We start from the raw sequence: 13,457 nt of genomic DNA on the forward strand, positions 1-13,457 counted from the left end.
CGGACGCCCGGCCGCCCGTTCGTTCCGGGCCCGAACCGTCACTCGAAGCGGGCCGCCAGCAGCATCAGGTCGTCGGTGGCCGTGCCCCCGGCGTCCGGGTCCGGGCAGACGGCCAGCAGGTGGGCGCAGAGCCGGTCCGGGTCGATCCGCACGTCGCGCGGGGCGTCGGCGGCGGCCCGGCGCAGGTTGGCCTGCCCGGCGTGCAGGGTCGGGCCGCAGCGGCGGGCCAGGCCCTCGGTGTAGAGCAGCAGGGTGTCGCCGCGCTCGGCGACGAACTCCACCCCGGGGGCCTCCCAGCAGGCCAGCATGCCGAGCGGGGCGGAGAGCGAGGTCTCCACGAACTCGGCGCCGTGCCGGCCGACCAGGACGGGCGGGCAGTGCCCGGCGCCGGCCAGGGTGATCCGGCGCTCCTCGGGCTCGATCCAGGCGTAGACGGCGGTGGCGGTGCGGGTCGGTTCGGTGGTCTTGAGCAGCAGCTCCAGGTCCCCCAGGACGGAGACCGGGTCCTCGCCCTCCAGCACCGCGTACGCCCGCAGCGCGGCCCGGACCCGGCCCATCGCGGCGGCCGCGCCGGGGGCGGAGCCGGGGCCCGCGCCGGGGCCGTCGCCGGAGACGGAGCCGACGGTGAGGCCGATGGTGCCGTCGGGCAGCGGGATCGCGTCGTACCAGTCGCTGCCGGTGGAGCGCTCCAGCCCGGCGGGGACGAGCCGGGCGGCCAGCCGCAGCCCGGCGGCCCGGGGGAGCCGGTCCGGCAGCAGGCCGCGGCGCAGCGCCTCGGTGGTGCGCGAGATCCGGTCCGCCTCCAGCTGCTTGGCGAGCAGCGGGGCGGCGATCTCGCAGTAGTGGCGGGCCAGTTCGCGCTGGCAGTCGGTCGGTTCGGCGGGCTCGTCGTAGAACCAGAGGGCGGCGGCGAGCGGGCCGTCCTCCTCGGTGGCGAGCGGCAGGCCGTAGGCGCCGCCGAGGCCGAGGTGGACGGCGAGTTCGCGCAGCCGGGCGCCGGTGGCCGGGTCCTCGGCGAGGTCGTGGGAGTGCAGCTGGGCGGGCCGGTCCCGTTCGCGCAGCAGCCGGGCCAGCAGGCTCTGCTCGGTCGGGACGGTCTCCAGGGCGCCGAGGCTGGCGCGGTCGAGGCCGTGGCCGACCGGCTGTCCGGGTCCGCCGCCGGGCCGCCGGGTGACCAGCATGCCGCGCCGGGCGCCGAGCAGGGCGGCGCCGGAGGCGAGGACGGTGTCCAGGGTGGCGGCCAGGCCGCGGGCGCGGGCGAGCCGTTCGGTGTGCTCGTGCAGGCTGGTGATATCGGACAGGCGTCCGGCCAAACGGTCCTGCAGCGCGGCGGAGGGCGCCGTGCGGGTGTCCGCCGTGCCGTCCGGGGCGTTGACGGGGCCGGGGAGGTCCGGCAGGTCGAGGACGGTGAGCCCGCCCGCGCAGCCGGGTTCGCCAGGCTCGGCGGTCGTCGTCGGGAGGGCCGTCGACGGGTGGGACTCGTTCATGCCGTCACTCCTGACGCGGTGCTACGTGCCATGCGAAACCCCCAGGTACGGCCAATGTGGAGCGAGCACGGCCAAAGGGCGTGTTTCGCCTCGATTCGCTACTACTCGTCATTGATCGACAGCAATGCCACCACTTCTACACAGGCCATTCGGGGCATGTCCAGATCCAGGACGACGCGGTGGCCCGTTCCACATCGATCGCGACCCGGTCGGGGGGCGCGCGGGGTTGGTGCGCGCGCCACTCGGCCCGGAGGCATGGAGCGGGCCGCGAGCGGGCAGAACGGGGAGGACGGCCCGGGCGGCCGTCCGGATCGTATGTCCGTGCCGCCCGTGAGCCGGGTCGGCCGGAACTCTCTCACTCGTACGGTGGAACCAAGCGCGCCCGGGCGGCGTCCATCCGGTCGCGTACGGGATTCTCGTTCCAAGGGCTGTGCCCTGCGCGGCCCTTTCACGTCGTACTCCACACCTGCTCCACGTCGTGCCGCGCCGTCCGCCCTGCCGCCCGCCCCGCGCCGCGCCGCCCGGGTCCGTGCCGCGGCGGGTCCGCGCGGAGGATCCCGACGGACGCCGGCGGAGCGGAGCGAACCGAGCGGTCAGGGAAAGGAACGAGCGCCATGCGTGAGAACCCGAAAGACCGGTCGGAGGATCGTTCCGCCCGGCTGGCCGCGGCCCTGACGGCCGCCGTCGACCACCGTTGGCCCGTGGTGCCGGGCGCCGTGCTGCGCGACGGCCGCTGCTCCTGCGGCGACCTGGACTGCACCGTCCCCGGCGCGCACCCGCACGACCCCTCGCTGCTGGCCGCCACCACGGACGCCCGGATGGTGCGCTGGTGGTGGGAGCGGCAGAGCCCGGACGCGCCGGTGCTGGCCGCCACCGGCTCCACGGTCTCGGCGGTCAGCCTGCCCGCGGCGGCCGGCGCCCGGGCGCTGGTCTACCTGGGCGCGCTGCGGCTGCCGCTCGGCCCGGTGCTGGCGATGCCGGGCCGCTACGCGCTGCTGGTGGCCCCGTACTCGCTGGACGTGCTCGGCGAGATGCTCGCCCAACTCCCTTGGGTGCCGGGCTCGTTGCGCTACCACGGGGCGGGTGGCTTCCTGCCGCTGCCGCCCGGCGGCGCGGCCGTCGGGGTGCCCTCGGCCGGAGGCTGGGGGAGGGTGCGCTGGGTGCTCGCGCCGCGACCGGGCGTCGGCGGCGGGGTCTGGCTGCCGCAGGTCGGGCCGCTGCTGGGGGAGTTGGTGGAGGCGACGGTCCGGCTGGACAGCGGGCGTTCGGCCTACTGAGGGCCACCGGAGCGGGACGGGCTGTCGACACCGTCCGCCGGGCCCGGATCCGGGCTTCTCCCGGGTCTCGGCCCGGGCCCGTCCGGGGGCTCCGAGCGGGGCACTCCGGAAAAAGAAAAGATCCGGCCGCTGGCGACGGGGGATGCACCAGCGGCCGGACTCTTTAGACAGTAACAAGGATCCGCGCCCGCGCCAATTTCCAAGACGCCCTCCACGCCCGGAAATTGCGCGTTCACCGCGACAATGTGACGCGTATCACGCGGATCCTGCGCCCTTTAGTTCAAGGTGACCTGACGGTTCACCAGGTTCGCGCGGGTGCGCCGCTCCTCGGCGGTCAGCGGGGCCGCGTCGGCGAGCACCGCGGCGAGCCGCTCGGCGAACTCGGCGGCCGGCTTCTCGCAGTCGGCGGCGGTCATCGCGAGCGGGAGGTCCCACACCGGGACGGTCAGGCCGTGCGCGCGGAAGGAGCCGACCAGGCGGGTGTCCGGGCCGAGCGAGGCCTCGCCGGCCGTGTTCAGTCGGGCCAGCGCGTCCAGCAGCTTCTCCTCGGGCACGGTCATCACCCAGCGCAGGTGGTTCTTGTCCGGGGTGCCGCACCAGTACGCGGAGTCCACGCTCGCGAGCTTCTCGGTCGGGATGGCCGAGGCGTTGGCGCGCTCCAGGGAGGCGGCGACCTCGCCGGTGGCGGCCTCGGCGTCCTCCAGCCAGAACTCGAAGCCGGTGTGCACGGCGGGCGTGAACGCGGCGGTGGTGTCCAGCAGGTCCTGCAGGCGGCGCCCGCCAGGGACGGTCCGGCGGGCCGGCACCGGGCTGCCCGGCTCGGTGGCCAGGGCCAGCTCCAGGGCGTCCGCGAGGTCGCGGCTGAGGTCGCCGGAGGCGGACTGGGTCTGCAGGCCGAGCAGGATCGAGCCGTCCTGGCGGCGCAGGGCCGGCCAGGCCAGCGGCAGCACGGTGGCCAGGGTCACCGACGGGACGTCACCGGTCGCGCCGTCGGCCACGCCGGCGGCCAGCGTCAGCGGCACCGTGGCGGCGGGCACCAGCTCGCGCAGCGCCACCCAGTCGGCCTCGCCCGGCAGGCCCTCGAACGGGCGGTGCACCAGCTCCTGCACCGCGTGCGAGGCCTCCCGGCCGTGACACGCCTTGTACCGGCGGCCCGAGCCGCAGGGGCAGTCCTCGCGGGCCCCGACCACGGGGATCTCGCCCGTGACGGCGGTGGTGGACTGGCGCTGCGGCGCCTTCTTGGCGGCCTTCTTGCCCATGCTGCGGCTCTCCCGGGAACGGTGGTCCTGTGTCCCGGGAAGCCTAACGACACATTCCCCGAGCCCGGCTCACGCGCTACGGGCATCGCCCCCGGTGCGCCGGGCGTGCCGGGTCCGGGCGGGCAGCGCCGCCCAGACCGTGACCTCGCCGGGGGCGTCGCGCACGCCCCAGTCGCTGGCCAGCTGGTCGACGATGCTCAGGCCGCGGCCGCCGCGCGAGGTCAGCGAGGGACTCGCGGGCAGCGGCCGGGTGGCCGCCCCGCCGTCCGTGACCTCCAGGGTGAGCACCCCGTCGGCGTGCATCTGCCAGCGGACCAGCACCCCGCCGGCCGGCTCGGCCGGACCCTCGGCGGGCTCCCGGGCGCCCTGCGCGGCGGTCGCCCCGGAGGGGACGCCGACCAGCACCTGCCCGAGCACCTCGGCCCGGGCGCTGCGGCCCAGGGCCGGCAGCGGGCCGAGCGGACGGGCGTACCGACAGGCGTTGCTCAACAGCTCGGAAAGGATCAGAACAGCATCATCGATGACCGGTTCGGGTACCTGCCGGTCACCCAGATCTCGACGCAGTCGGCGCCGTGCGACCCCGACACTCGCTGGGCCGTGCGGCACTGCCATGGTCGATGAAGTCGGCACTTCACGCGCCACCATCAACGCCACCCCCGGACCTCCTTCAGCGTATGCCGAGGGAGAGATGCCCCTTGGTAATGCGTCGGAAACGAGCACCGGACGATCCCGCGAGCCCATTTCGAGTGCGGCGACCGACGGTCGACATCAGGTCATTCCGCGCTCACCCTCCGTCGCCCGGATGCAAGAATTCCGGCAATTTCGCGCGAGGAAGGTTTGACTGCCGACCAGAGTGATCGGATCGGAGGGGTTCGGAGGAGTACGGCCTTCGGTGCGCCGACGGATCACCGGTGGATCACCGGCCGAGTTGCGCCAGTACCTCCGCGGGCCGGTTGGTGATGATCGCGGACACCCCGAGCTCCAGGCAGAGCTCGACGTCGGCCGGCTCGTCCACCGTCCACACGTGCACCTCGTGGCCGAGCTCGCGCAGCCGGGTCACCAGCTGCGGGCGGGCCCGCACCAGCTCGATGCCCGGGCCGGCGATCCGCGCCCCGCCCGGCAGCGGCGAGCCCTCGCGCAGCCGGCCGAGCAGCGGCAGGGTCCGCTCGAACAGGAAGACCCGCCGGTACCGCGGCGCGGCGGCGGCCACCCGGTTCAGCGCGACCGAGGAGAAGCTCATGATCCGGGCGGACGGGCGGTCGCCCTCCCGGGCCGCGCCGATCTTGAACCGCTCCAGGGTCCGCAGCAGCTCGGCCTCCACCCGGCCGCGGAAGCGCACCGGGTGCTTGGTCTCGATCGCCAGGTCCACCGGGCGGCCGCACTCCACCACCAGCTCCAGCAGCCGCTCCAGCCGCAGCACGCCGCGCAGCTCCGGGTCGGTGCTGGGGCGGCCGGTCTTCCAGGCGCCGAAGTCGTACGCCTCCAGCTCGGCGAGGGTCATGGCCGAAACGGTGCCCCGGCCGTTGGAGACCCGGCCGATCCGGCGGTCGTGCACGCAGACCAGCGCGCCGTCGGCGGTGACCCGGACGTCGCACTCCAGCGCGTCCGCGCCCTCGTCGAGCGCGCGCCGGTAGGCCGCGAGGGTGTGCTCGGGCAGGGCGTGGGAGGAACCGCGGTGGGCGATCACCTGGACGGGCGGCACGGTGCGCGCCGCCGCCGAGGACAGGTCTGGGCTGGTCACAGGCCCAACGATAGGCGGCGGAGGTGAAGCGCGGACAAAGACGGCCCCAACCTGTGGGGCCGTCTGCGTACCTGCGGGGCCCGCTCGGGCCCCGCTCCCTCCGCTCCGTCAGCCCCGGACGGCGCGGCGGCCGAGCGGGGTGAGCGCCCAGGTGGCCAGGGCCGGCACCAGGAAGGCGAACAGCGAGGCCGAGGTCCACTCCTGCGGGGTGAAGTGCAGCGCCTCCTGGGCGGAGGTCCAGAAGTCCGTCCACCAGCCCGCGACCTTGGTCGGCGCGATGAACTGGTAGACCGCGAAGCCCAGGGCCCACGGCAGCAGCATCAGCCAGCGGGACGGCGCGTCGGCGGAGAGGTTCCAGCCGCGCCGGCCGGCGCCGAGGAAGTAGTCCACCACGAGCACCGCCAGCAGCGGCACGAACACCGAGCCGATCAGGCCGAGGAAGCCGTAGTAGGTGTCGGTGAACTCGTCGATCTGCAGCGCCAGCACGGTGATCAGCACGCCGATCGCGCCCGAGAGCACCCGGCGGTCCACCTTCGGCAGCAGGTTCTGCACCGACATCGCGGTCGAGTACACGTTGGCGAAGGACTGGTCCGTCTCGCGCAGCACCAGCACCAGCAGGAACAGCCAGCCGGCCCAGACCCCGAGGAAGGAGTCGAAGATCCGGTTCGGGTCGCCGTCCGACTGCAGCAGCGCCATCAGGCCGAGCACGTAGCACCAGACCTGGGCGACCGTGTAGCCGGAGAAGCTGCCCCAGAACGCCGAGCGCGGGGTGCGCGAGTGCCGGGTGTAGTCGGCGGCCAGCGGGACGAAGGAGACCGACACCGCGATCATCGCGTCGGTGGCGCCGAGGAAGCCGTGCCAGTTGCCCGCGCCCGGGTCCGGCACGCCCTGGCGGCCCAACTGGACGGTGAAGTACACCATCGCCACCGCGACCGCCCCGGCCACGAAGCGGCGCAGCACCGCGATCGAGCCCAGCGGCCAGATGGTCAGCGCGGTGGTCAGCGCGCCCGCGAGCAGGACGAACAGCCAGCGGTAGCCGGTGGTGTGCGCGACGGTCTGCGCGCCCGCCGAGATGGTCAGCAGCTCGAAGACGCCCCAGCCGATGCACTGCACGATGTTCAGCACCGTCGGCAGGTACGACAGCCGGGTGCCGAACAGCCCGCGCAGGTTCGCCATCGCGGGGGCGCCGGTGCGGGCGCCGATCAGCGCGGCCACGGCGAGCATCGCGGTGCCGACCGCCGTACCGATCGTGATCGCGGTCACCGCGGCGGCCAGCGACAGCTCGCTGCCGGGGGCGCCGAGCACGGTGGCGGCGGTGGAGAAGCCGATCAGGCTGACGCCCAGGTTCATCCAGAGCGCGAAGTGGTCCCGGAAGCGCAGCGTGCGCGGCGGTTCGGTGTCCAGGACCAGGGGCGCTTCGACGTGCTCGGCGCGTTCCAGGAGGGCGGTCGCGCCCGGCGCGGGGGCGTTCGCGCCGGAGTCGGAGGCGTTCGTACCCGAAGAAGAGGATGGCGAAGCAGGCGGCATGGCCGATACTCCCTACGCCGGCATTACCCGGACAGGTTCCGGCGGTCAGCGCCCCCTCGAACGTCCGTCACTCGTGTGGCGTACGGTCGACATGCGCACTCTCAGCCTGGTGGGTCCAAGCTCCCGCGTGTCAGTTTGGAGCGCCAGGCTAACCGGCGCGGGTGCCGACGCCCAAGGCCGAGGGCGGGGCGGTCCGCATCGCGGACGCCCGACGGGGAGGGGAGCCCCGGCCGTCGGTACGGGTGCCGGAGCCGGTGTCGGTGCCGACGCGGGTGCTGACGCCAGTGCCGGTGTCGGTGCCGGCTAAGGATTCTTATGAGTTCTTCAGAGGGGTCCTTACGGCAAACGAATCGACAGTGCGAAAAACTATGGTCCTTGGTTCTGCCAGCTATGGAGGTCGTCCGTGAGCACCGAGCGCGAGGTTGGGCCCACCGGGCCGCAGGGGGAGCAGCCCGCCGGGCCGGGGGCGGCCGAGTCCGCTGCCGCGGGCCCCGCTCAGGGCGGGCACAACCCGACCATGGCGTTCCGGCGGGTGCCCGAGCCGGAGGCGGGCGCGGTCGAGGCCGCCGCCGCCGAGGCGGCGCCGTCCGCCGACGCCGTTCCGGCCGAGGAGGTCCCGGCCGGGGGTGGGCACAAGCCCACCGTCGCCTTCACCAAGGTGCCCGCACCGGAGGCACCCGCCGCACCCGCCGAGCCCGTGGCACCCGCCGCACCCGCCGTACTCGCCGTCGAGGAGCCGGCCGTCGACCCGGCCACCGGCTACATCGACGCGCCGCCGCCGGTCCTGCCGCCCGTTCCGCCCGCCCCGGTGGCCGCCGCACCCGCCGCCCCGGCCCTGCCGCCGGCCGGCAACCCGTACGCCACCCCGACCCACGGCGTCCCCGCCGCCGGCGCGCACGAGGGGTACGGCGCCGCTCCGGCCGCGCCCGCCGCGCACGGCCACCACCCCTTCGGGGCCGGCCAGCCGCTCGGCGGCTGGGGCCCCACCCACGACTCCACCTCCGGCGGCGCCGGCTACCCCGGCGGCCCGGCCGGCCCGCTCGGCTACCCGGCGGAGTACCCCGGCGGTCCGGGCGGCCCTGGCGGCCCGCGCAAGAAGCGCGGCGGCCTGGTCGCCCTGATCGCGGCCGTCGCGCTGGTCGCCGGTGTGGCCGGCGGCGCGCTCGGCGTGTCCGTCTCCGACAGTTCCGACCGCAGGAGCTCCGCGAACGACCACCGCAGCACCACCGTCCAGGCCAGCGACACCCAGAAGAACGAGCCCGTCCCCGGCTCGATCGCCGCCATCGCGCAGAAGGCGCTGCCCAGCGTCGTCACCATCAAGGCGCAGGGCAACGGCGAGTCGGGCACCGGCACCGGCTTCGTCTTCGACACCGAGGGCCACATCCTCACCAACAACCACGTCGTCGCGCCGACCCTCAGCGGCGGCAAACTGACCGTCAAGTTCGCCGACGGCAGCTCCTACAGCGCCTCGGTGCTCGGCCACGCCGAGGGCTACGACGTCGCCGTGGTCAAGATCGACAACCCGCCCAAGAGCAAGCTGGCCCCGCTGCCGCTGGCCGACTCCGACAAGGTCAACGTCGGCGACGCCACCGTCGCGATCGGTGCGCCGTACGGCCTGGAGTCCACCGTCACCAGCGGCATCATCAGCGCCAAGGACCGCCCGGTGGCCTCCGGCGACGACACCGGCTCGCAGGCCTCGTACATGAACGCCCTGCAGACCGACGCCTCCATCAACCCCGGCAACTCCGGTGGCCCGCTGCTCGACTCCGGCGGCGCGGTGATCGGCATCAACTCGGCGATCCAGTCCAACGCCTCCGCCAACGGCCGGGCCGGCAGCATCGGCCTGGGCTTCGCCATCCCGATCAACCAGGCCAAGTGGGTCGCGGACACCCTGATCAAGACCGGCAAGCCGGTCTACGCCAAGCTCGACGTGCTGCGCAACGACGACTACAAGGGCGACGGCGCGCAGATCCAGACCAAGGACATCCAGGGCCAGCCCGCCGTCACCCCCGGCGGCGCGGCCGACAAGGCCGGCCTCAAGCCGGGCGACGTCATCACCAAGCTCGGCGGCGTCCCGATCGACAACGGCCCCGCCCTGGTCAGCCGGATCTGGACGCACAAGCCCGGCGAGACCGTCGACGTCGAGTACACCCGCAACGGCCAGACCCTCAACACCAAGGTCACTCTCGGCCAGCGCGAGGGCGACCAGCCGTAACCCCCGCCCGCCCCGAAACGTGTGCACCGAACCCCGCCGGACCCGTTAGGCTGACCTCCGCCTGGAGAGCTGCCCGAGCGGCCTAAGGGAACAGTCTTGAAAACTGTCGTGCGGTGACCCCGTACCGTGGGTTCGAATCCCACGCTCTCCGCCGGTAGGAGAACCACCTGCTCAGGGCGGGTGCCGAGACCACTCGGCACCCGCCCTCGGTGTTTCCCGGGCCACGGGCGGGGCGGGGGTTGACCCTGACACGGTGGCAGGGGGTGGAGTGGTCGCATCATGTTGAACATCGGAGACTTCGCCAGCCACGGCCGGGTGTCGGTGCGGATGCTGCGCCACTACGACGCGATCGGGCTGCTGCGGCCCGCCCGGGTGGACCCGGTCAGCGGCTACCGCTTCTACGAGGCGTCCCAACTGGCCCGGCTCAACCGGGTGATCGCGCTCAAGGAGCTCGGGTTCACCCTGCAGCAGGTGCGGGCCGTCCTGGACGAGCGGGTGGACGCGGCCGAGCTGCGCGGGATGCTGCGGTTGCGGCGGGCCCAGCTCGCCGCGGCGATCGCGGCCGACGAGCTGCGGCTGGCCCGGGTGGAGGCGAGGCTCCGGACGATCGAGAGCGAGGGGACCATGTCCGTGCGGGATGTCGTGGTGAAGCCGGTGCCGTCCGTCCGGGTGGCCCAACTGACCGGTGTGGCCGCGAGTTACGAGCCGGAGGACATCGGGCCGGTGATCGGGCCGCTGTTCGCCGAGCTGTGCCGGCGGCTGGCCGGGGCCGGGATCGAGGCGGCCGGCCCGTCCGTCGCCCACTACCAGGACGCCCCGGAGGGCAACGGCTCGGTGCTGGTCGGGGCCGCCGTCCCGGTCGGCCCGTCGGTGCGGGCGGGCGCGCACGACTTCGAGGTGGTCGACCTGCCGCCGATCGGGGAGGCGGCGACGATCGTGCACCGCGGCCCGATGGACGAGGTCCTGGGCGCGGGCCAGGAGCTGGCCCGCTTCATCGAGGAGAACGGCTACCGCTCGGCCGGCTACGCCCGGGAGCTGTACCTGGAGTGCCCGGAGGACCCGGCGGGATGGGTCACCGAGCTCCAGGAGCCGGTGGTCCGCGGGTAGCCGGGCTTGCCCTCGACCCGGTCGAGGGTCCTAGCGTCACCCGGCATGACCACTGCCGCTGCCACCGCCGCCGTCGGTTCGCGGGCCGCGCTGCCCCGGACGTACCTGCTCTGGCTGGCCGGGGTCCAGGCCGGACTGCTGGGCGACGCCGCGCTGTACTTCGCCCTCGGCTGGGCCGCCTCCGCGCACGGCGGCGGCGCGGCCGGGCTGGTCCTGACGGCGGTCACGGTGCCGCGCACCGCGCTGGTCCTGCTGGGCGGCGCGGTCGCGGACCGGTTCGGCGCCCGTCGGGTGATGCTCGTCGGGGACACGGTGATGCTGGCCGCGACCGCCGCGCTGGCGCTGGTCGCGGCCGACCGGGGCACACCGCTCTGGCTCCTGGTCGCGGCGGCGGCCGTGATCGGGACGGTCGACGCCTTCCACCTCCCGGCGAGCGGTTCGATGCCGGGCCGGCTGGTGCCCGCCGACCGGCTGCCCCGGGCGCTCGCCCTGCGGCAGGCCGGCGGGCAGGGCGCCGTCCTGCTCGGGGCGCCGCTCGGCGGCCTGCTGGTCGCGGCCGGCGGGCTGCCCGGCGCGGCGCTCGTGGACGCGGTGAGCTTCGGGGTCGTGCTGCTGGTCCTGCTGCGGGTCCGCCCCGGGGCGGACGGGCCGTCCGGTCCGCGGGCCGGCCTGCTGAGCGAGGCCGCGTCCGGCGTCCGGCTCGCCCTGGCCGACCCGCTGCTGCGGGCCGCGCTGCTGCTCACCGGTGCGGCGGCCGGGGCGCTGCTGCCGGTGGTGTCGCTGCTCGGCCCGCTGCTCGCCCGGGCGCACGGCTGGTCGGCCGGGACGGCGGGGCTGGTGAGCGGCGGGCAGGCGGCCGGGGTGCTGGCGGTGGCCGTCCTGGTCGCCCGGCGGGGCGCGCTGCCCCGGGCCGGCGTGGGGGCGGCCGCCGGGCTCTGCACGGCGTCGGCGGGGATCGCGCTGCTGGCCCTGGCCGCGGGGCCGGTGGCGGCGGTGGCCGGCAGTACGGTGGCGGGCCTCGGCTCGGGGCTCTTCGCCTGCCACCTCGGCCCGCTGGTGCTGACCGGCGCGCCGCCGACCCATCTCTCGCGGGTCCAGGCCCTGCTGACGCTCGTGCAGAGCCTGGCCCTGGTGCTCTCGAACGCCCTGCTGGGCCTGCTCGCGGACGCGGCGGGCGCCGCCCCGCCCACCCTCCTCTGCGCCCTCGCCACCGCCGCGGCCGGCCTCACCGCCCTGGCCACCCCGACCCTCCGCCGGGCCTGAGTCGACCGGTCGCCGCGCCGACCCCGGGATCCGGCCGGCACCTCCCCGTACGGCGGCCCTTGCCGCCAGCCCCGGTGCCTGCCCCTTCCCGTGGCCCACTTGCCCGCCCCCTGCCGTCCGGGCAGAGTGCGGAGGTGGAGGCGGTCGGGCGGCGAGTGGAGGCGGCGATGAGTGATCTGACGGACCGACTGGTGCAGGGCCTCCCGGACGGGGCCGTCGTGGTGGACCCGGACGTGACCGCCGCGTACCGCCACGACATGGCGGGCTTCTGCGCGGCCGGGCAGCCCGCGGCGGTGGTGTTCCCGGAGACGGTCGAGCAGGTGCGGCACGTGCTGCGCACCGCGACCGAGCTGCGCGTCCCGGTGGTGCCGCAGGGTGCCCGGACCGGGCTGTCGGGTGCGGCGAACGCGGTGGACGGCTGCGTCGTGCTGTCGCTGGTGAAGCTGAACCGGATCCTGGAGATCGACCCGGTGAACCGGATCGCGGTGGTCGAGCCCGGTGTGGTGAACGCCGAACTGTCCAGGGCCGTCGAGGAGTTGGGCCTCTCGTATCCGCCGGATCCGTCCAGCTGGGAGTCCTGCACGATCGGCGGCAACATCGGTACGGGGGCCGGTGGGCTCTGCTGCGTGAAGTACGGCGTCACCAGCGAGTACGTGCTCGGGCTGGACGTGGTGCTGGCGGACGGGCGGCTGCTGTCCACCGGCCGCCGGACGGCGAAGGGCGTGGCCGGGTACGACCTGACCAGGCTGTTCGTCGGTTCGGAGGGGACGCTCGGGGTGGTGGTCCGGGCGGTTCTGTCGCTGCGGCCGGCGCCCGCCCCGCAGCTGGCGCTGGCGGCGGAGTTCCCGAGCGCGGACACGGCCGGGGCGGCGGTCTGCGAGGTGATGGCGCGGGGTCTGACCCCGTCGCTGATGGAGCTGATGGACGCGGTCTCGGTGCGGGCCGTCAACGAGTTGGGGCGGATGGGGCTGCCGGAGTCCACCCAGGCGCTGTTGCTGGTGGCCTTCGACGGGCCGGACCGGGTGGCCGAGCTGGCCCGGGTCGCGCGGCTGTGCCGGGAGGCCGGGGCGACGGAGGTGGTGCCGGCCGAGGACGAGGCGGAGTCCGATCTGCTGCTGGCCGCCCGGCGGATGGCGCTGCCCGCGCTGGACCGGCTGGGCACCACGATGATCGACGACGTGGCGGTGCCGCGCTCCAGGCTGGCGGAGATGCTGAACGGCGTCGCGGTGATCGCCGAGCGGCACGGGCTGACCATCGGGGTGGTCAGTCACGCCGGGGACGGCAACACCCACCCGATCGTCATCTTCGACGCCTCGGACGAGGAGGAGACGGCCCGGGCCCAGCGCTCCTTCGACGAGATCATGGCGCTCGGGCTGGAGCTGGGCGGCACGATCACCGGGGAGCACGGTGTGGGGCTGCTGAAGCGGGACTGGCTGGCCCGTGAGTTGAGCCCGGTGGCGTTGGACCTGCAGCGGCAGCTGAAGGCGGTCTTCGATCCGCTGGGAATTCTGAATCCAGGCAAGATGATCTGATTTTCACTTAAGTATTTCGGCGGGGACCGCACGTCCGAACCCCTGCCGT

General features: G+C 74.7%; 10 protein-coding genes, 1 tRNA gene and 1 riboswitch. Of the genes, 6 read left to right on the forward strand and 5 right to left on the reverse strand.

Annotation, left to right across the window (positions count from 1 at the left end):
- Positions 1 to 38: 38 nt before the first annotated feature.
- The gene (locus ACWDD9_RS04015) at positions 39 to 1,487 is read right to left on the reverse strand and encodes a PP2C family protein-serine/threonine phosphatase (protein ID WP_380777135.1); all 1,449 of its coding nucleotides are present in this window, start codon (positions 1,485 to 1,487) and stop codon (positions 39 to 41) included.
- A 614-nt stretch (positions 1,488 to 2,101) separates the two neighbouring features.
- Between ACWDD9_RS04015 and ACWDD9_RS04020 the strand changes: the two genes are divergently transcribed.
- Positions 2,102 to 2,764: a bifunctional DNA primase/polymerase gene (locus tag ACWDD9_RS04020; RefSeq protein WP_049655147.1), complete on the forward strand. Its 663-nt coding sequence runs from the start codon at positions 2,102 to 2,104 to the stop codon at positions 2,762 to 2,764.
- Positions 2,765 to 3,039: 275 nt separating this feature from the next.
- Here the strand turns inward: ACWDD9_RS04020 and ACWDD9_RS04025 are convergent, their stop codons facing one another.
- The 4 genes from ACWDD9_RS04025 to ACWDD9_RS04040 form a co-directional block, all read right to left on the reverse strand.
- Positions 3,040 to 4,023, reverse strand: coding sequence for a DUF5926 family protein (locus tag ACWDD9_RS04025; protein ID WP_049655150.1), 984 nt, complete (start codon positions 4,021 to 4,023; stop codon positions 3,040 to 3,042).
- A 69-nt stretch (positions 4,024 to 4,092) separates the two neighbouring features.
- Positions 4,093 to 4,512 (reverse strand): ATP-binding protein, encoded by a 420-nt coding sequence (locus ACWDD9_RS04030; protein ID WP_449810720.1) that lies wholly within the window; start codon positions 4,510 to 4,512, stop codon positions 4,093 to 4,095.
- Positions 4,513 to 4,939: 427 nt separating this feature from the next.
- A complete protein-coding gene (locus tag ACWDD9_RS04035) occupies positions 4,940 to 5,764 on the reverse strand; it encodes a glycerophosphodiester phosphodiesterase (RefSeq protein WP_380777134.1) in 825 nt (274 codons plus the stop codon).
- Positions 5,765 to 5,872: 108 nt separating this feature from the next.
- Positions 5,873 to 7,291: a purine-cytosine permease family protein gene (locus ACWDD9_RS04040; RefSeq protein WP_079271981.1), complete on the reverse strand. Its 1,419-nt coding sequence runs from the start codon at positions 7,289 to 7,291 to the stop codon at positions 5,873 to 5,875.
- A riboswitch (TPP riboswitch) is annotated at positions 7,284 to 7,428 on the reverse strand. It overlaps the preceding gene by 8 nt.
- 266 nt (positions 7,429 to 7,694) lie before the next feature.
- On the opposite strand from ACWDD9_RS04040, the gene ACWDD9_RS04045 reads away from it, so the two are divergent.
- The 5 genes from ACWDD9_RS04045 (at position 7,695) to ACWDD9_RS04065 (ending at position 13,408) form a co-directional block, all read left to right on the forward strand.
- Positions 7,695 to 9,506 (forward strand): S1C family serine protease, encoded by a 1,812-nt coding sequence (locus ACWDD9_RS04045; RefSeq protein WP_449810721.1) that lies wholly within the window; start codon positions 7,695 to 7,697, stop codon positions 9,504 to 9,506.
- Positions 9,507 to 9,569: 63 nt separating this feature from the next.
- Positions 9,570 to 9,657, forward strand: a tRNA-Ser gene (locus tag ACWDD9_RS04050).
- A gap of 128 nt (positions 9,658 to 9,785) precedes the next feature.
- Positions 9,786 to 10,613 carry a MerR family transcriptional regulator gene (locus ACWDD9_RS04055; RefSeq protein WP_074001836.1) on the forward strand — a complete coding sequence of 276 codons (828 nt, stop codon included), beginning with the start codon at positions 9,786 to 9,788 and terminating at the stop codon, positions 10,611 to 10,613.
- A 45-nt stretch (positions 10,614 to 10,658) separates the two neighbouring features.
- Complete coding sequence (locus ACWDD9_RS04060; RefSeq protein ID WP_449810722.1) at positions 10,659 to 11,876, forward strand: MFS transporter; 1,218 nt, start codon at positions 10,659 to 10,661, stop codon at positions 11,874 to 11,876.
- A 167-nt stretch (positions 11,877 to 12,043) separates the two neighbouring features.
- Positions 12,044 to 13,408, forward strand: a complete 1,365-nt coding sequence (locus ACWDD9_RS04065) for an FAD-binding oxidoreductase (RefSeq protein ID WP_449810723.1) — start codon at positions 12,044 to 12,046, stop codon at positions 13,406 to 13,408.
- The last annotated feature ends 49 nt before the right edge of the window (positions 13,409 to 13,457 follow it).

It is taken from the genome of Kitasatospora sp. NPDC001119, assembly GCF_053598475.1.